Below are 16,953 nucleotides of genomic sequence, written 5' to 3' on the forward strand. Positions count from 1 at the left end.
GATTAATGTGGGGCCCGTGAGCTGCCCGGTTTGGTGAACTGGACGTGCGCGACGCCAATGGCCCGCTCCGAGAAACCCGCTTCACAGTAGCTGAAGTAGAAGTCCCACAGGCGAATGAAGCGGTCGTCGTAACCCAGTTCGCGAATCTGACGGCGGGCGTCCATGAAGCGCTCCCGCCAATCGTGCAGGGTGCGGGCGTAATGCAGACCAAAGTCCTCCACCTGCGTCAGGACCAGCTCAGTGCCGTTGCGGACGGAGCCCAGCATGGCACCGAACGAGGGGATGAAACTGCCCGGGAAGATGTAGCGCTGAATAAAGTCCACGTTACGCAGCGCCCGCTCGTAGCGTTGCTCGGGCATGTTGATGGCCTGGATCAGGGCCTCGCCGCCGGGCTTGAGCCGGTCGCTGATCTGGGCAAAGTAGCTGTCCAGGAACTGCGGCCCCACCGCCTCGATCATCTCGATGGACACCAGCTTGTCGTACTGGCCGGTCAGGTCGCGATAGTCGTCGAACAGGAGTGTGATCCGGTCGGAAAGACCCTTTGCTTCGATGCGCCCGCGGGCCAGCTCGTGCTGTTCGTGGGAGATGGTCGTGGTCGTCACATGGCAGCCGTAGTGCGTCGCCGCGTGGATGGCAAAACCGCCCCAGCCGGTGCCGATCTCCAGCACCCGGTCGCCCGGCTTCAGGTCGAGCTTGCGGCAGATCCGGTCCAGCTTGAACACCGCGGCTTCATCCAGCGTGGCAGCCTCGTCCGGGTAGATCGCCGACGAATACATCAGCGTCGGATCGAGGAAGGTTTCGAACAGGGCGTTGCCCAGGTCGTAGTGGGCCTCGATGTTCTTGCGCGAGCCGGTGCGGCTGTTGCGGTTGAGCCAGTGCAGGCCCTTGAGGGCTGGCTTGCTGATCCAGCTGAACCGGTCCTCAAAGGCGTTCATCCGGTCGATGTTACGCGTGAAGAAGCGCAGCAGGGCGGTCAGGTCGGGGGAGGTCCAGTCCCCGGCCACGTAGGATTCCGCCGCGCCGATGCTGCCGCCGGTGAGCAGATCGCGCCAGGTGGACGCGTCGTGGATGCGGATTTCCGCCTCCGGATACTGGCTGTCGCCGTCGCCGAAGACCGCGTCCGGTTGTCCGGCTTCGCTGACCCGCAGCGTCCCCGCCTTGAGCTGCTCGAACTGGCCGGTAACCAGGCGTCGCGCCAGGCCCGACGTGAGCGATCGGTTGGACGTCTGCTGTTGGGTGTTCAGGTTCTCCATGAGCTTACCTTTCCTGTTCCGGGTACTGCGGGATCGACGCGCTCGCCCTGATCGTCGTGTCCCAGCCGGTGGGCCGGGTCGTTGGGGGCGAGCTTGTCCGGATGCGTATGGAACACGGCGCCTTTGATTTTAAGCTTCAGCGCGTGCCAGTAGATGCCGCTTGCCACCTTGATCGATTCCAGGGGAAATCGCCGCACGTGTCGTCTGATGGATATACGTGTCAGGGGGGTGCGTTGGACCGCCAGGGTGGCGTCGAAAACCTTCTGGCCTTCCCGGAGGACGTTCATGTGGATGCGCAACTGATCGTCGCAGGCGCTGAACAGCCAGCGGTACTCCTGATCCATCGGGTTGAACGGAGAGACGTGGAAGCGTTTGCTGAAGATGTAGCGCTGGCTGCGCCAACCGGCGTCTGTGGTGGTAACGGGCGCGCCGGTGAGGCAGTACAGGTGGCGTTCGTGCCAGGGCGTGTTGGTGATCTGGGCGGCCACGACCCGCGGCAGCGCGCCGGCGGTTGGATCGTCGGTGTCGTCGTAACAGCAATAGAAACTGACCGGGTTGAACACGTAACCCAGGTAGCGCGGATGGGTGATCAGCTCGATTCGGCCGGTCGGACGCCAGCCGGTGGCCTGCTCCACCTGGTCGGCGATGGCCTGCTTGAGGTCGCCGCGCTCGGGGGCGAAGTAGTCGCTGCGCTTCAGGGACAGCCAGTTGAAGCGCTCCCGGGAGAGCAGGCGGCTGCAGTCGTCGATGCGCGGCCAGTCGTCCAGGTCCAGGGCGAGCATGCCGGTGTCGTAGCGGAACGCGTGGCGCACCGGCGTCATGCGCCGGTGGCGTATGGACCCTTCGAGCCAGTGACTGCGCAGCGCCCGGTCGGTCATGCCGCCAACTCCACGCCAAACGCGTTGGCAACCCGCACCGCGCTGCGCACCCCGTCCTCGTGGAAGCCGTTGAACCAGTAAGCGCCGCAGAAGTGGGTTCGGTTGGCCCCGCCGATCTCCTCGTAACGTTGCTGCCCGGCCACGGCGTCCAGGGTGAACACCGGATGGGCGTAGCGGAATCGCTCGATGATGCGCTCCGGATCGATGTCATCGGTCCGGTTCAGCGTGACACAGAAGGTTTCCGGAGCGTCGTGGAAGTTCTGCAGGATGTTCATGTTGTAGGTGACCGACACCGGTTCGGTGGCGTGCTGCGGGATGAAGTAGTTCCAGGCGGCCCAGGCTTTGCGGGCGGTGGGCAGCAATGAGGCGTCGGTGTGCAGCACCACATCGTTGTCCTGGTACTCGATGGCACCCAGGATCTCCGCTTCCGTGTCGCTGGCGTCGTCCAGCATGGTGAGGGCCTGGTCACTGTGGCAGGCCAGGATTACCTGGTCGAAGGTCTCCACCTTACCGTTGACGGTAATCTCCACCCGGTCCGAATGGCGCTTGACCGAGCTGACCGGTGAATTGAGCCGGGTCAGCGGGCCCAGTTTGTCCATCATGCGCGTGACGTAGCTGGCGGAGCCGCCGCTGAGGACGCGCCAAGTGGGGCGGTCGTCCACCGACAGCATGCCGTGGTTCTCGAAGAACTGGAGGAAAAAGCGCAGCGGGAACTGCTCCAGCGTGATCTCCGGCGCCGACCAGATGGCCGCGCCCATGGGCACAATGTAGTAGTCGCGGAAGTAGCGCGAGAAACGGTGGCGGTTGAGATAGCTGCCCAGGGTTTCGTCGTCGCCGATGCGTCCTTTGGCCAGATCCGAGCGGGTCTGCTTGTTGAAACGCAGGATCTCCAGGATCATCCGCAGGAATCGCGGATTGAGCAGGTTCCAGCGCTGGGCGAACAGGGTGTCGAGGCTGGTGCCGTTGTATTCCAGGCCGCTCCGGTCACAGTCGACGCTAAAGCTCATCGAGCTTTCCTCGTGGGCGACGCCCAACCGTTCCATCAGCTTGATGAAGTTGGGGTAGGTCCAGTCGTTGAACACGATGAAACCGGTGTTGACCGGCCAGGTGCGTCCGCCCAGTTCGACCGGTCGGGTATGGGTGTGGCCCCCGGCGTAGTCGGCGGCTTCAAAGAGCGTCACATCGTGATGATCGGCCAGGAGCCAGGCGCTGGTGAGCCCGGACACGCCGCCGCCGATAACCGCTACACGCTGGCGCTGCGTCATGGAGTGTCTTCCTTGTTCGGTCTTGCCATACGGGCGGCCAGCGCATCGATCCAGCGCTGCGGGAGGGCGCCCAGTAGCTTGAGGGTGAGGGTGAAACGTTTCGGGAAATGGATCTCCCGATGGCCTTTGCGCAGGCCGTGCATGATTCGGGATGCGGCTTCGTCGGCTTCGATCAGGCCGGGCATCGGGAAGTCGTTGCGGTCGGTCAACGGCGTGCGAACGAAGCCGGGAGAGACCACGGTCACCTCAATCCCTTCATGAGCCAGGTCGGCTCGCAGTGAGTGGGCAAAGTAGGTCAGCGCGGCTTTGGACGCGCCATAACCTTCCGCGCGGCCGAAGGGGAACCACCAGGCCGAAGAACTGACAATCACGATCCGGGCGGGCAGTCCCTGGCGTCGGGCCGCGCGGAGCGCCGGCAGTACCGCTTCGACGCTGCGGACTGTGCCGCTGAAGTTAATCGCCACGTTGTGCTCGACCACGCTCGCGTCGAAGGCCTGAACGTCCAGGTACTCGCAGGTGCCGGCGTTGAGGATGGCCATCTGCAGCGGCGCCTGTTGGGTAAAGACGTCGCCCAGCGCCGACAGGGCGTCGCGGTCAGTGGTGTCCGCAGGCGCAACCGTGACCTGGCCGGGAAAGCCTTCCGCCATGGCGTCGAGCGGCTCCCGTCGGCGTCCGGTGATGATGAGGTGATGGCTGTCGTGCAGCAGCTGCAACGCCAGGTGCTCGCCAATGCCCGACGAGGCGCCGGTCAGCCAGATCGACGTGGGGTGTTGCAGTCTCACGTGGTTCATGCGGCGTACTTCCGGATCCAGCGTACCGCCGAACCGAGCAGCGGCAGGTTCTCGTAGAGCAGTTGGCCGGCGTCAAAGTAGTCCCGGTGATAGAGGATACGGTCACCGCCCAGTTTCAAATGGCTGATGCCCTGGACCTGTACCGGCTCGCCGCGGCGAATCCGTTTGTGGCGCAGGGTCATGATCCAGGGCAGGGCGACCTGGTCGCCGGTATCGACGGCCCCGTCGAACTCGAAGCGACACTCAATGACGTTGGCGTAGGCGCCGGTGAAATAGTCGCCCAGTGCGTCCAGGCCATACAGCGTGACGAATGGGTCGGTGAACGCCACATCACGGTCGTAGACTGCCTCCAGCTCGCCGAGCTGATGGGCCGACATCTGGTTGAAAAGGCGCTGGAAGCGCTCAAGGCAGTTGTCCCGGGGCGTGTTCATACGGCCTCCCTTTCTTGGCGTCGGGCCTTGTCAATGTCGATGGCTTCCTGGTGCACTTCTTCGGGCAGACGGTTGAGATCGTGGATGATGCCCGCTTTTTCCATCAGCCAGAGGACATAGTAGGTCACGTCAATCTCGTACCAGCGGAAGCCCTGACGCGCGGAGCGTGGCCAGCGATGGTGATTGTTGTGCCAGCCCTCGCCCAGGGTGATCAGCGCCAGCCAGAAGTTATTGCGGCTGTCGTCCTCGGTTTCGAAGCGGCGACTGCCCCAGACATGGGCCAGAGAATTGATCGACACGGTGGCATGGAACAGCATGACCGTGGAGATAAAGAAGCCCCACACGACTAGCTGCGGACCGTTGGTTCCGAGCCCTGGTGCCCAGAGGGCAAGCGCTTCGCCCAGCAGGTAGATCAGGGCCAGACAGCAGGCGGGCACCAGCGCGTCGAAGCGGTTGATAAAGCGCAGTTCCGGGAACTTGAGCCAGTCACCGACGCGCTTCTCGTTCATGGCGAAGCCGGCATCGCAGGTGAACCAGCCGATGTGGGACCACCAGAAGCCGCCGTGTTGCGGCGAATGCAGATCCTCAGGCTCGTCGGAATGCTGGTGGTGGTGGCGGTGGTGTGCGGCCCACCACAGCGGGCCCCGCTGTGCGGCGCTGGCACCCATGATGGCGAATATCAGCTGCCAGCCACGGCTGGTTTTGAATGTCTTGTGAGAGAAGTAGCGATGATAGAAACCGGTGATGGCGAACATGCGGACCAGGAAAAAGCCCACCGCAAAAGCCAGCGCGAATCCGCTGACGCCGGTGAAAAAGGCCAGCAGGCACGCCAGGTGCAGCGCCACGAAAGGCAGCACCCGGACCAGGTTGAAGGAGCGGGACTGGCGGTCCAGCTGATCCGAATGGGCCTCGGAATCGAACCACCTCTGAATGCTGTATAGCCAATGCTGAACTCGGGTCATAATCTACTGCCTTTCCAGTACGGCGATGGACGCTGTTGTCCGGAGCCCGGCGGGTTGATTGGCCCACCGACGCACACTATACGTTTAAAACCAAACATTTGGATGCACCTGCCCTGAAATGAAAAAGCACCAGTCAGTCAAAGAATCCATACGGTCGATTGCCATCGTCGGTTCAGGTCTGAGTGGCCTGAGCGCCGGAATTTTTCTGCAGCAGGCCGGCAAGGCGGTCACCCTGTTCGAGAAGAGCCGTGGCCCGGGCGGCCGCCTCGCCGCCAAACGCACCGGGGACGGCGCGGTGGACATTGGCGCCCAGTACTTCACGGTGCGCAATCCTGTTTTCCGCCAGTTTCTGGACGATTTTGCCGGACCGGACAGCTACGCCGAGTGGAGAGGGCGCCTGCGCCACCAGGATGATCAGGGGCAATGGGCGAATTTCCACGCAACCGAGCGCTACGTGGGCGTGCCGCGAATGACCGCGATCTCGCGCCGGCTGTCGCAGCATCTCGACGTGCGGGCGGAAACCCGCGTGGCCGGATTGACCCGCGATGCCGGGCAATGGCTGTTGGAAGACACCGCCGGCGGCCGGCATGGCCCGTTCGACGCCGTGCTGGTCACGGCGCCACCGGCGCAGACGCGCACCTTGCTGTCGGATTCCGGGCTGGACCTGGACGGCGCGCCGGGGCTGTTCGACGATCACCCGCTGGCGGCCTGCTGGGCGGTGGCCGCCTGTTTTGCCGATAACCCCTGTACCGATGCGGACGGTCTCGGCGTGCGTCACCCGGTACTGGACTGGGCCGCCAACAACAGCAGCAAACCCGGACGCGCCGGGGACGACGTGTGGTGGGTGTTGCACGCCCGCAGCGACTGGTCGGAACGCCACCAGGACGCGGACCCGCAATGGGTGACCGAGCGCCTGTTGGCGGCGTTTGCAGAGGTGGCCGGCGTCGCGACTGCCCCGGTTCAGACACTGACTCATCGCTGGCTGTATGCCCGCACCGTCGCCGGTTCCAGACCGCCCGGCTACGTCTGGGATGATGCCCAGCGCCTCGGGCTGTGCGGCGACTGGTTGCAGGGCGGTCGCGTCGAAGGCGCCTTCGAGAGCGCCGAAGCCCTGGTACGGGCGATGCGCTAGGCGTCGTCGCGCAGCAGCGCCGGGCGGCGGTAGAAATGGGTGATGGTGCCGTCGCCGAACTTGGAGAAAAACGCGCTCACGTCGGTGATGCGCTTGAGGTGACGCTTGCGGCTCACCGGCTCGCGCATCAGCACCTTGATGCCGTTGAAATTGTCCTGGATGTTGGAGAAGCGGGCGCGCATGGTGCAGGTCACCACTTCGGCGGGATCGGTTTCGAGCATCGCGGCCAGTTCGGCGCAGTGATCGTTCAGCCGGTCGTTCTCCAGGTTTTCGCGGGTATCCAGATGCTCAAGCTTGACGCGGTCGACGATGCATTTGGAATAGCTGTGCGGCTGCTGGCGCGCCTTGCGCCGGAATGCCTCCCAGAAGAAGTTGTCGGTCAGCTCGGCAAAATAGTCCATCCGGCTCAGGCACAGGTCGACCCAGTCGAACGTGTCCGGATCCTCCAGCACTTCGTTGATGGCTTCCCGCAGCAGCCAGTCGAAGCCCAGCGCCGTCTTGTGGGCGTAGACCTTGCGGTACATCTGGTAGCGGCTGTAGACGAAATCCTCCAGCGCCCCCAGGCCTTTCTGTGTGATGGCCAGCCCGAGCCAGGGCTCATCCACCGTCCAGCCGAAGCGCAGGTTGCTCAACAGGTGGTCCAGGTTGAAGCCACCGATGGTGACCGACGAATGGAAACCGTCACGCAGCATGTAGTCGGCGCGGTCCGCATCGATCTCCCCGGATACGATCGACGACAGCAGATCCATCACCAGTCGCGGCGTCGAGGCGGATTCCAGGGCGCCGGCGTTGGCGTCGGCCCCGGCAATGAACGACCAGAACGTCTCGGCGTGACGGCAGAAAGTGTCCGACGGCTGCACATTGGTGGTTTCCATGATGCCCAGGACGTCTTCCCGGTGCAGCCCGGCCTCAGCCAGATCCACGCTCTCCAGCACATCCCAGGCGACCCGGACGGAGTAGTGTTCGTGCTCCAGTTCGTCGGGAACGGCGTCGTACAGTGTGCTGGTGTCAACGCCGTGCCACAGGTTCTGGAACCGGTCGGGGCGGGCCATGAGGTCCTTGATGCGACGCGCCTGGGTGAACTGGTGGGAGAAGCTGGAGTGGCCGCTGTCATGCAGCAGGCACGCCAGCCGGATGGTCTTGGCCAGGTAATCCAGGGCGTCGAGCTGGGTCAGGGTCAGCTCCACCTGGCTGCTCAGCTGGCGTTCGCGCAGGTAGGCATTGATCATGGCGCGGAACATACGGCTGCCCACGTGCATCACGCCGATGCTGTGCAGGAAACGGGAATGCGTGGCGCCGGGGAAAACCAGGCTCAGGATGTCGTTCTGGCAGATGTTGCGCAGGCGCTGGAAGAGGGGATGATCGATTACCTGGATCTCGTGGCGGTACAGGGGAATCCCGCCGTGGACCGGGTCCATGATGAGCTTGTCGTAGGCTCCGAGCAGATCATCTATTGCGCGTCGCATCCGTTGAAGGTCTCCTCAGGCTTGTTATATGTGGCCGCCGTGCCAGAATAGCGGATATAAAGAGGCCCTGAAATGGCTGGTGACCCCCTGAAAGCGTCGAATCTGTGGCAAGTCGTGGTGTTCTGCAGTGTCTGTGAGTTCGCCCGCCGTTCCGGTACGCCTTGCGTTATGCCCGCCGTGCGTCTGTTCGGTGGCCTCCCGTCCGGCGCTTCGGCTGGTTTCCGCGCCGTCATTCTGTCTATGCAGCGAATGTTCTCGGAGGAAGTCTAAATGGGATCGCGCACCGAGCGCATTCTGATTATTGATCCGGATCCCGAGGCCGCGAAGGAACTGGACCGTTTCCTGGAGTCCCGCGGCTTTTACGTCAGCATCCACGACAATCTCGAGAATGCTTCCAGGGCCATCGACGAGGCGCTGCCCGACGCCATTTTTGCCGACGTGCCGGCCGGCGTCATTGCCCGCCTGAACAGCCGGCTCGATGACGAGGAAACCTTTATTCCGGTCATCGCCTGTCATGCGGCCACTTCGGCCGAGGAAGTGGTTTCCGCGCTGCGTGCCGGCGCCGCCGATTTCGTGATCAAGCCCTTTACCGACAAGGTGTCGCTGGACGACGTGCTGTCCAAACTGTTCGACCGGGTGCGGGTGTCGCGGCTTAATCAGGTCTATCGGGAAGAGTTGGAAAGCGCCAACCGGGACTTGCGTTCGGGGATCTCGGAACTGCGCGCCGACCAGCGGGCCGGCCGCAAGGTGCAGCTCAAGATGTTGCCGGACCGGCATTTCGAGTCCACCGAGCTGTCGATCGACCACATGATCAAACCCTCGCTGTACCTCAGCGGCGACTTTCTCGATTACTTTCCGCTGGATGAGAATCGCACCCTGGTTTATATCGCCGATGTATCCGGCCATGGCGCCAGCTCCGCGTTCGTCACCGTGTTGCTGAAGAATCTGACCAACCGCCTGCAACGTAACGTCAAGAGAGGGTCCAGTGACGACATTCTGTATCCGGACCGGTTTCTGGAACGCATCAACTCGGAGTTGCTGGACACCGGGCTCGGCAAGCACCTGACGGTGTTCGCCGGCATTATCTCCCACCGGGAGCGGAGCCTGACTTACGCAGTGGGTGCGCATTTTCCGATGCCCATCCTTGATAATGGGCCGGGCGGTACGCATTTCCTGGAAGGAACCGGGCTTCCGGTGGGCCTATTCGAGGATCCCAAGTGGGAGATTTACGAAACGCCGCTGAACGAAGGCTTCCGGTTATTGCTGTTTTCCGATGGCATCCTTGAGGTTATCAAGGCGAAAAACCTCCATGAAAAGGAGATGAGACTACTTGAAGTCGTCTCCGGAGGTCGTCACACTATCGCATCGCTGAGCGATGCCCTTAACCTCGATGACATCACCGAATTGCCGGACGATATTGCGATCGTGACAGTGACGGACGTAGTGGCGAACTGACATGTCTAGTTACAAGATACTGCAAGCCGAACAGCAGGGGATCTACCTCCTCAAGTTTATCGGCGAAATCCGGCTGAACCTGTGTTCGACGCTGGACAACCTGGTCGATTCGATCACCAATAATCCGGAATTCCGTACGGTGGTGATCGATCTGACAGAAACCGATATCATCGACAGCACCACCTTGGGCCTGCTTGCCAAGATTGCTATAGCTGCGGAAAAACGCAGCCATTTCCTGCCGACCCTGATTTCCACCAATCCCGATGTGACCCGCATCATCACCTCGATGGGTTTCGACAAGATCTTTATCATCGTGCGTGAGCCTGCCTCGCGCATCGAGGAACTGGAAGAGATTCCGGTGCTGCGGGCCAGCGAACAGCAGGTTCGCGATAAAGTGCTTGATGCCCACCGTGTGCTGATGGGCATGAACAGCCGCAACCGGGAAGAATTCAAGAATCTGGTGCGGGCCCTCGAGTGCGAGGAGCACTGACCCCGGACCGACCGCTCAAGACGTTCCTGTCGGGCGGTTCTGTCCGTGGCAAGCCGGGCCCGAGTGGCCCGCGCCGGACCAGGACACCACCACGGAAACCCCATGTCTGAAAAAAATAACGAGTCATCCGCCCGCGCGTCCTCCGAATCCGGACGCCAGGTCGCCGTTCTGGGCGGCGGCAGCTTCGGGACGGCCATGACCAAGGTGCTGGCCGAAAACGGCCACCATGTCCGTTTCTGGATGCGTGACGCCGAACAGGCGGAACAGATCCGCAGCCAGCGTGAGAACACCCGTTACATGCCCGGCTTCAAGCTCGAGGGCGATATCCATCCTACTACCGATCTCAGAGCCGCTATTCACGGCGCCGAGGCCGTTTTTCTGGCCATCCCCAGCAAGGCGTTTCGCACGGTCATCCGCGAACATGCGGCGGACTTCGAAGACGGGCAGGTTGTCGTCAGCCTGACCAAGGGGATCGAGCGAGAGGGTTTTCGCCTGATGAGCGAAATCCTGCAGGAAGAAATCCCGCGTACCCGCATCGGCGTGCTCAGTGGTCCCAATCTGGCCCAGGAAATCGCCGAGCGGGACCTGACTGCCACGGTGATTGCGGCCAAGGACCCGGACGTTCGCAACCGGGTGCAGGAGCTGCTGGGCTGCAAGTATTTCCGGGTCTACGCCAACGTCGACGTTTACGGCGTCGAGCTGGCAGGCGCCCTCAAGAACATCTACGCCATTATCGCCGGCATGGCGTCGGCCCTTGAGCTGGGCGAGAACGCCCGCGCCATGCTGATCACCCGCAGCCTGGCCGAAATGAGTCGGTTTGCCGTCAGCCTGGGCGGTAACCCCATGACGTTTATGGGCCTGGCCGGGGTTGGCGATCTGATCGTGACCTGCACCTCGTCGAAAAGCCGCAACTTCCGCATTGGTTACGCCGTCGGCCAGGGTCAGGAACTGGATGACGCCGTGGCTGAACTGGGGCAGGTGGCTGAGGGCATCCGCACGCTGCAGCTGGTCAGGGAGAAGGCCGAGGACATGGGCGTGCCCATGCCGTTAGTGGGCGGGCTCTACAAAATCCTGTACAGCGATGCCACGATTCACGATGTGATCCGGGGATTGATGACGGCGGTGCAGAACTCCGACGTCGAGTTCATACTGCCACGTACGGCATCGTCCTGAGCGCGCTTGGCGCGCGCAAAGCGTGGAAGAACCTGCACTATCGGAGAAGCGGCACGTGAATCTGATCATCATGCGTCACGGCGAGGCGGGCTGGCATAGTCTGGACCAGGAGCGGGAACTGACCGAGGCGGGACGCTTCGCCACCGGGACGGTCGCCAATCAGATTGCCTCGTCCAGCTGGCGGCCGCAGCTGATCTGGTGCAGCCCGCTGGTCCGTGCCCAGCAGACGGCTGCCATCGTCAGTGGCGTCATCAACGTTCCGGTGATCGAGCGACCGTTCCTGACGCCCGATGACGATCCCGGCCAATGCCTGGATGCGCTGCTTATCGAAGACGATTTGCCGGAAACCCTGATGATCGTCTCGCATATGCCGCTGGTGGGCGCGCTATCCACGCTGCTGGTGGACGGCCACCGGCGCGGTATCCCGTTCATGACCAGTCAGGCGGTGGTGCTGGACATGCCCATCGTCGGGCCCGGGTGCGGCGACCTGCGGGCCCAGTTTCTCGGTTAGATCTCAGCGCAGCAGGTTCTCGAGTCGTTCCACCGCAAGTGCCAGCGACGCGTCGCTGGTGTGGCAGTGGGGCGACCAGCGAACACCGCCGCCACGGCTGGCGCAGACCACGCGGTCGGCCATCAGCCGCTGGTAGAGGGATTCCGAATCCTGGCCCTGAATCCGAAACGTCAGAATGCCCGAGCGGCGTTCCGGTGACAGGTCCGACAGGATTTCCACGCCATCGATCCCCTGCAGGCGTCCCGCGAGGCTGTCGACTTTAGCCTCAATCGTCCGTTGCACGTTTTCCAGTCCGTACTCCAGAAGCAGGCCAACACTGGCTTCCAGCGCATGGGCGGCGAGCATGTTGGGGCTGCCGCACTCGAAGCGCGTGGCGGTGCCTGACGGCGTCCAGTCTGTCTGCTTGAAGTCACTGCGTTTCTCGACCATGTGCCAGCCGAATTCGGTCAGGCGGAGCTGCTCGCGCAGGTCGGGACGCACGTAAAAAACGCCCAGTCCCTCCGGGCCCAGCAGCCATTTGTGGCCGTCGGCCATGGTGAAATCGATACAGTCCCGTTGCACGTCCATGGGTATCGCGCCCAGGCTCTGGATGGCATCCACGCAGAACAGCACACCGGCCTTGCGGCAGGCGGCGCCGAGGCGGGTCAGATCCACCCGGAACCCGGTGCCGTACTGCACGGAGCTGATGGCCAGCAGGCGGGTTCTGTCGTTGAATGCATTGACCAGGTCGCCCTCGGGATCGTTTCCGTCCAGGCTGACGCTTCGTACGACAACACCCTGGTCCGCCAGGGCTTCCCAGACAATCCGGTTTGAGGGGAATTCCTGGTCGGAGATAATGATTTCATCGCCGGACTGCCAGGCAAGGCCGCCGGCGACGAAGGAAAGCGCTTCGGAGGTGTTTTTCACCAGCGCGATATCGTCCGGTGAGGGCGCGTTCAGCAGGTTGCCGAGGTGTCGGCGCAGGCGGTTCTCCACCTCGATCCATTGCGGGTAATGCTGGGCGCCACGCTCGGCGTTTTCCCGGGCGAAGCGCATCACCGCCTCGCTGGCCCGCAACGGCCAGGGCGCCACGGCCGCGTGGTTCAGGTAGGCAATGTCGGGATCGAGATTGAATTCCTGCTGCAAATCCATGGTTGTGTGGTTTCCTTCAATGACGGCTTGGTGAGTCACCCGTCGACACTACCACACCGTCCTGGCGACGGGCACAGACCGGGGGCCATCGATTGCAGCGAGGCGCTTCTCCGGTCGCCTGGCGAAGCGCGGTTGACTGTTCCGGCTGTTCAGCGGGACGGATGTCTTTATCGGCAACCTGAACTGGACAATGTCGTGTTTCGACGTGAACATGCGTCGGGTGAGCGGTCGTCAAAGACGCGCCTGCGTCGGACAATACCGGGCGGTTTGGCACGGCTCCCCTGGCAGGCAAGGGCTGTACCGAAAAATAGCGGGAGAGAAGATGACAGACGACACCAAACGCATTGAGGCGCAGTTAGAGGATATCCGCGAGTCTCTGGAAGGGCGTCCGCCCCTCGATCAGTGGCATCCGGAGCTGTCCGGCGAGATCGATATCCAGATCCTGCGCGACGGTACCTGGCTGTATCGGGGTGAGCCCATGAAGCGGGAAGCCCTTGTGCGGCTGTTTGCCACCATCCTGCGTCGCGAAGCCGACGGCGAATACTACCTGGTGACGCCGGTGGAGAAGTGGCACCTGCGGGTTGAAGACGCGCCACTGATCGCCCACAGCCTGAAGGTCAGCGGGAAAGGCCGTGACCAGGTGCTCAGCCTGACCCTCAACACCGGCGAATCGCTGGTCGTTGGCGGGGAGCACCCGCTGCAGCTTGGCAGCTACGCCGACGGCGAGCCGCGCCCGGTGGTCACGGTGCTGCACGATGTGGAAGCGCGACTGGCGACACCGGCCTACTACGAGCTGGCCGATTGTGTGGTGCCGGCTGAGCACGATTCGTCCATGTTGGGCGTGTGGAGTGATGGCGCATTTTTTGAGCTGGGCAGCGGTGATTGAAAAAAATTTACCCTGAATTGGCCGGAGAGGGTTGAAAAGCGAGGGCTCCGCCGACATCTCTGGTAGCGACGTCAGCGCATGGTTTGTTACGCTGTCAGACTTACACTCTTGTTATCGAGCCCTGCTCTCTAACGAGGATGGTTGTCGTTAGTCACTCTGTGCAGTCCGGCTGTTCAAGACCACTTTCGATTGCCGCTACACATACACAGTCATTGCGACACGCAAGGAGAACACATGGCCCAACCTCGTGTTGTTACCATCCATTACACGCTCACCAACGAACAGGGCGAGCAGCTCGACTCTTCCCGCGAGGAAGGTCGCGAGCCGCTGACCTATCTGGAAGGTGCACAGAACATCATCAGCGGCCTGGAATCAGCGCTGAATGAAAAGGACGCAGGCGACAAGGTACAGGTTTCCGTTGATCCCGCCGAAGGTTATGGCGAAGTGAACGAAGAGCTGGTCCAGCCGGTACCGCGTTCCGCATTCGAAGGTGTCGACACCATCGAGCCGGGCATGCAGTTCCAGGCTCAGACGCCGGGCGGCCCCCAGGTCGTTCGCGTGGTTAAGGTTGAGGAAGAGACCGTCACCATCGATGCCAACCATCCGCTGGCCGGTGAGACCCTGAACTTCGACGTGGAAGTCGTCGAAACGCGTGAGCCGACCGAAGAAGAGGTCGAGCACGGTCACGCGCACTAAGATCGACTCGCTCGGTCACGAAAAGCGGCTCCTGGAGCCGCTTTTTTTATGTCCGAATGGGCGCTCAACGCATTATGAAGTCGGAAACGAAAAAGGCGACTCCTGGGAGTCGCCTTTTTCATGCTTACCGAACGGGGTTTACATGTTCGGATAGTTCGGACCGCCACCGCCTTCCGGCGTCACCCAGGTGATGTTCTGGGCCGGATCCTTGATGTCGCAGGTCTTGCAGTGAACGCAGTTCTGGGCGTTGATCTGGAACCGCTTGCCGCTGCCATCGTCCGCGTCCACCACTTCGTACACGCCGGCCGGGCAATAGCGCTGAGCCGGTTCGTTGTACTTGGGCAGGTTCTCCTGGATCGGGGTGTCCGGGTTGGTCAGCTTCAGGTGGATCGGCTGATCTTCCTCGTGGTTGGTGTTGGAGATGAACACCGAGGACAGACGGTCGAAGGTCAGGGTGTTGTCCGGCTTCGGGTAGTCGATCTTCTTCGACTGGTCCGCCGGCTTCAGCGTGGCGTAGTCCGGTGTGGTGTCGTGGAAAGTGATCGGCAGGCTGCGACGCAGGACGTTCTGCTCCAGGTACGCGATGCCGCCACCGACGATGTTGCCGAACTTGTGCATGGCCGGGCCGAAGTTGCGCTCGTCGTACAGCTCCTTGTAGAGCCAGCTGTTCTCGAAACGCTCGGCGAAGCTGGTAATTTCCTCACCGGACTTGCCTTCCTTCAGTGCTTCAAAGACCGCTTCGGCGCCCAACAGGCCGGACTTCATGGCGGTGTGGGAACCCTTGATCTTGGAGCTGTTCAGGGTACCGGCGTCACAGCCCAGCAGCAGGCCACCCGGGAAGCTCATTTTGGGCAGGGCGTTGTAGCCGCCTTTGGTGATGGCACGCGCGCCGTAGGAAACGCGCTTGCCGCCTTCCAGGTACTGCTTGATTTCCGGGTGCAGCTTGAGGCGCTGGAACTCCTCGAACGGGCTCACGTGCGGGTTGCTGTAGGACAGGTCCGTGATCAGACCGACGTAAACCTGGCCGCCTTCGAGGTGGTACAGGAAAGAGCCGCCGGTGGAGCCGGACTCGTTCAGCGGCCAGCCGGTGGTGTGAACGACCAGCCCCGGCTCGTGTTTGGCCGGATCGATGTCCCACAGCTCCTTGATGCCGATGCCGTAGTGCTGCGGGTCCTTGCCTTCGTCGAGCTTGAAGTCGGCGATCAGCTTCTTGCCCAGGTGGCCGCGGCAGCCTTCGGAGAACAGGGTGTACTTGGCGCGCAGCTCCATACCCGGCATGTAGCCGTCTTTTTCGCTGCCGTCACGGGCCACGCCCATGTCACCGGTGATAATGCCCTTGACCTGACCGTCCTCGATGATGGTCTCGGCGGCGGCGAAGCCGGGGTAGACTTCCACGCCCAGGCCCTCGGCCTGCTCGGCCAGCCAGCGGCACAGGTTGCCCAGGCTGATGATGTAGTTGCCGTGGTTGTGCATGTTGCGCGGCACAAAGGCGTTCGGGACCTTGGTGGCCGAATCCTGGCCGCGCAGCACGAAGATGTCGTCGCGGGTGACCGGGGTGTTCAGCGGGGCGCCTTTCTCTTTCCAGTCGGGGAAGAGTTCGTTGAGGGCGGTCGGCTCGAACACGGTACCGGCCATGATATGGGCGCCGACTTCCGACCCCTTCTCAACGACGCATACGGTGAGTTCTTCGCCGGATTCCTGCGCCATCTGCATGATGCGGCAGGCGGCGGACAGCCCGGCCGGGCCCGCCCCGACGATCAGAACATCAAATTCCATCGATTCGCGTTCCACGTTGGTCTCCTCATACTTCTTTTGTGGATCTTGGGATTCGACGCGCATCTATAGAGGCGGCGAAGAAGAATCCTGTTGTCTCTCGTTTTAGTAGGGTGAGCCCGGTTAACACAAGACACCGATGAGTCACCTGGTTCGCACAGCGGTATTGGTAAATCGCTGTGCGAGATTATATAGTAGCCTTGGTATCGCCGACAAACGCCTGTGATACCGCCGCAACGCTTGTGCAACGGCCACAAAGGATACAATATAATAAAAGTCAAACAAACGTTTGTTTGAAATTGCCGTAGCCTGATAGCATTGTGGCGAACCCTTGGCCTTAAATGCATAAGCCATTGGTACTGGTTAAAGCCGCTTCAATGCCGGTGACGACGGCTCCACGATGCCTGTGGAGCTATTGACCCCCCTGGGGATTGTCGTCAGTATTAGGGCGCTTTTACTGAGGGGCCAAGTGTAACAGCCCCACTGTTCAACGTGTATTCGCGGTTCCGCCGCCTGCATGGTTGGTACTGGGAGGTTGTTGAACGAGGTGTTCAGGCATTGCCGTGTTCAAACGCTGTAGGTTTGCAACACTGTCGTTTTGAAACACCCTCGAGAGGTCTGGAACAAAGAGCTGGAAAGGCCGGGTAGAAGGACCTCTAT

General features: G+C 62.1%; 16 protein-coding genes. 7 read left to right on the forward strand and 9 right to left on the reverse strand.

All coding sequences use genetic code 11. The features are described from left to right. Nucleotides 1–2 precede the first annotated feature (2 nt). Genes GQB00_RS02190 through GQB00_RS02215 form a run of 6 tightly spaced genes read right to left on the reverse strand, consistent with a single transcriptional unit; the run spans nt 3 to nt 5,580 of the window. Nucleotides 3–1,253, reverse strand: a complete 1,251-nt coding sequence (locus GQB00_RS02190) for an SAM-dependent methyltransferase (protein WP_165855062.1) — start codon at nt 1,251–1,253, stop codon at nt 3–5. Further along, the gene (locus GQB00_RS02195) at nt 1,241–2,131 is read right to left on the reverse strand and encodes a DUF1365 domain-containing protein (protein WP_228276646.1); all 891 of its coding nucleotides are present in this window, start codon (nt 2,129–2,131) and stop codon (nt 1,241–1,243) included. The genes GQB00_RS02190 and GQB00_RS02195 overlap by 13 nt, the downstream gene beginning before the upstream one ends. Beyond that, the gene (locus GQB00_RS02200) at nt 2,128–3,396 is read right to left on the reverse strand and encodes an NAD(P)/FAD-dependent oxidoreductase (RefSeq protein ID WP_165855063.1); all 1,269 of its coding nucleotides are present in this window, start codon (nt 3,394–3,396) and stop codon (nt 2,128–2,130) included. Before GQB00_RS02200 ends, GQB00_RS02195 begins: the two co-directional genes overlap by 4 nt. Beyond that, nucleotides 3,393–4,187: an SDR family NAD(P)-dependent oxidoreductase gene (locus GQB00_RS02205; protein WP_111496323.1), complete on the reverse strand. Its 795-nt coding sequence runs from the start codon at nt 4,185–4,187 to the stop codon at nt 3,393–3,395. Before GQB00_RS02205 ends, GQB00_RS02200 begins: the two co-directional genes overlap by 4 nt. Beyond that, entirely contained in the window at nt 4,184–4,618 is a 435-nt protein-coding gene (locus tag GQB00_RS02210; RefSeq protein ID WP_165855064.1) for a nuclear transport factor 2 family protein, read from the reverse strand. The genes GQB00_RS02205 and GQB00_RS02210 overlap by 4 nt, the downstream gene beginning before the upstream one ends. Then, nucleotides 4,615–5,580, reverse strand: coding sequence for an acyl-CoA desaturase (locus GQB00_RS02215; RefSeq protein WP_165855065.1), 966 nt, complete (start codon nt 5,578–5,580; stop codon nt 4,615–4,617). The genes GQB00_RS02210 and GQB00_RS02215 overlap by 4 nt, the downstream gene beginning before the upstream one ends. A gap of 118 nt (nt 5,581–5,698) precedes the next feature. Between GQB00_RS02215 and GQB00_RS02220 the strand changes: the two genes are divergently transcribed. Beyond that, the gene (locus tag GQB00_RS02220) at nt 5,699–6,712 is read left to right on the forward strand and encodes an NAD(P)/FAD-dependent oxidoreductase (protein WP_165855066.1); all 1,014 of its coding nucleotides are present in this window, start codon (nt 5,699–5,701) and stop codon (nt 6,710–6,712) included. On the opposite strand, the gene GQB00_RS02225 is transcribed toward GQB00_RS02220, so the two are convergent. Next, a complete protein-coding gene (locus GQB00_RS02225; protein ID WP_165855067.1) occupies nt 6,709–8,178 on the reverse strand; it encodes an HD domain-containing protein in 1,470 nt (489 codons plus the stop codon). The two genes, GQB00_RS02220 and GQB00_RS02225, sit on opposite strands and share 4 nt — an antisense overlap. Before the next feature lie 270 nt (nt 8,179–8,448). On the opposite strand from GQB00_RS02225, the gene GQB00_RS02230 reads away from it, so the two are divergent. The 4 genes from GQB00_RS02230 to GQB00_RS02245 all read left to right on the forward strand — a co-directional run bounded on the left by GQB00_RS02230 (nt 8,449) and on the right by GQB00_RS02245 (nt 11,807). Next, nucleotides 8,449–9,633, forward strand: a complete 1,185-nt coding sequence (locus GQB00_RS02230; protein WP_111496317.1) for a PP2C family protein-serine/threonine phosphatase — start codon at nt 8,449–8,451, stop codon at nt 9,631–9,633. Between the two features lies 1 nt (nt 9,634). Continuing rightward, nucleotides 9,635–10,123 (forward strand): STAS domain-containing protein, encoded by a 489-nt coding sequence (locus GQB00_RS02235; protein WP_111496316.1) that lies wholly within the window; start codon nt 9,635–9,637, stop codon nt 10,121–10,123. A 102-nt stretch (nt 10,124–10,225) separates the two neighbouring features. Then, nucleotides 10,226–11,296, forward strand: a complete 1,071-nt coding sequence (locus tag GQB00_RS02240; RefSeq protein WP_165855068.1) for an NAD(P)H-dependent glycerol-3-phosphate dehydrogenase — start codon at nt 10,226–10,228, stop codon at nt 11,294–11,296. Nucleotides 11,297–11,351: 55 nt separating this feature from the next. Beyond that, nucleotides 11,352–11,807, forward strand: a complete 456-nt coding sequence (locus GQB00_RS02245) for a SixA phosphatase family protein (protein WP_111496314.1) — start codon at nt 11,352–11,354, stop codon at nt 11,805–11,807. Nucleotides 11,808–11,810: 3 nt separating this feature from the next. Here GQB00_RS02245 and GQB00_RS02250 read toward each other — a convergent pair whose 3' ends face one another. Continuing rightward, nucleotides 11,811–12,938, reverse strand: coding sequence for an aminotransferase class V-fold PLP-dependent enzyme (locus GQB00_RS02250; RefSeq protein ID WP_165855069.1), 1,128 nt, complete (start codon nt 12,936–12,938; stop codon nt 11,811–11,813). Between the two features lie 322 nt (nt 12,939–13,260). Here GQB00_RS02250 and GQB00_RS02255 point away from each other — a divergent pair, with 322 nt between their 5' ends. Continuing rightward, nucleotides 13,261–13,824: a DUF1285 domain-containing protein gene (locus GQB00_RS02255; RefSeq protein ID WP_165855070.1), complete on the forward strand. Its 564-nt coding sequence runs from the start codon at nt 13,261–13,263 to the stop codon at nt 13,822–13,824. Between the two features lie 234 nt (nt 13,825–14,058). Next, on the forward strand, nt 14,059–14,520 hold the full coding sequence (locus tag GQB00_RS02260; protein ID WP_165855071.1) for an FKBP-type peptidyl-prolyl cis-trans isomerase: 462 nt from the start codon (nt 14,059–14,061) through the stop codon (nt 14,518–14,520). A gap of 138 nt (nt 14,521–14,658) precedes the next feature. Here GQB00_RS02260 and GQB00_RS02265 read toward each other — a convergent pair whose 3' ends face one another. After that, nucleotides 14,659–16,311, reverse strand: coding sequence for an electron transfer flavoprotein-ubiquinone oxidoreductase (locus tag GQB00_RS02265; RefSeq protein WP_111496860.1), 1,653 nt, complete (start codon nt 16,309–16,311; stop codon nt 14,659–14,661). Nucleotides 16,312–16,953: the final 642 nt, after the last annotated feature.

The sequence above is a fragment of the Marinobacter sp. JSM 1782161 genome, assembly GCF_011421605.1.
Taxonomy (GTDB): domain Bacteria; phylum Pseudomonadota; class Gammaproteobacteria; order Pseudomonadales; family Oleiphilaceae; genus Marinobacter_A; species Marinobacter_A bohaiensis.

Bases quoted from the DNA above. Each gene is read 5' to 3' on its own strand.
- GQB00_RS02210 (WP_165855064.1), bottom strand. From the start codon at position 4,618: ATGAACACGCCCCGGGACAACTGCCTTGAGCGCTTCCAGCGCCTTTTC.
- GQB00_RS02195 (WP_228276646.1), bottom strand. From the start codon at position 2,131: ATGACCGACCGGGCGCTGCGCAGTCACTGGCTCGAAGGGTCCATACGC.
- GQB00_RS02200 (WP_165855063.1), bottom strand. From the start codon at position 3,396: ATGACGCAGCGCCAGCGTGTAGCGGTTATCGGCGGCGGCGTGTCCGGG.
- GQB00_RS02225 (WP_165855067.1), bottom strand. From the start codon at position 8,178: ATGCGACGCGCAATAGATGATCTGCTCGGAGCCTACGACAAGCTCATC.
- GQB00_RS02190 (WP_165855062.1), bottom strand. From the start codon at position 1,253: ATGGAGAACCTGAACACCCAACAGCAGACGTCCAACCGATCGCTCACG.
- GQB00_RS02230 (WP_111496317.1), top strand. From the start codon at position 8,449: ATGGGATCGCGCACCGAGCGCATTCTGATTATTGATCCGGATCCCGAG.
- GQB00_RS02220 (WP_165855066.1), top strand. From the start codon at position 5,699: ATGAAAAAGCACCAGTCAGTCAAAGAATCCATACGGTCGATTGCCATC.
- GQB00_RS02240 (WP_165855068.1), top strand. From the start codon at position 10,226: ATGTCTGAAAAAAATAACGAGTCATCCGCCCGCGCGTCCTCCGAATCC.
- GQB00_RS02250 (WP_165855069.1), bottom strand. From the start codon at position 12,938: ATGGATTTGCAGCAGGAATTCAATCTCGATCCCGACATTGCCTACCTG.
- GQB00_RS02255 (WP_165855070.1), top strand. From the start codon at position 13,261: ATGACAGACGACACCAAACGCATTGAGGCGCAGTTAGAGGATATCCGC.
- GQB00_RS02215 (WP_165855065.1), bottom strand. From the start codon at position 5,580: ATGACCCGAGTTCAGCATTGGCTATACAGCATTCAGAGGTGGTTCGAT.
- GQB00_RS02205 (WP_111496323.1), bottom strand. From the start codon at position 4,187: ATGAACCACGTGAGACTGCAACACCCCACGTCGATCTGGCTGACCGGC.
- GQB00_RS02235 (WP_111496316.1), top strand. From the start codon at position 9,635: ATGTCTAGTTACAAGATACTGCAAGCCGAACAGCAGGGGATCTACCTC.
- GQB00_RS02260 (WP_165855071.1), top strand. From the start codon at position 14,059: ATGGCCCAACCTCGTGTTGTTACCATCCATTACACGCTCACCAACGAA.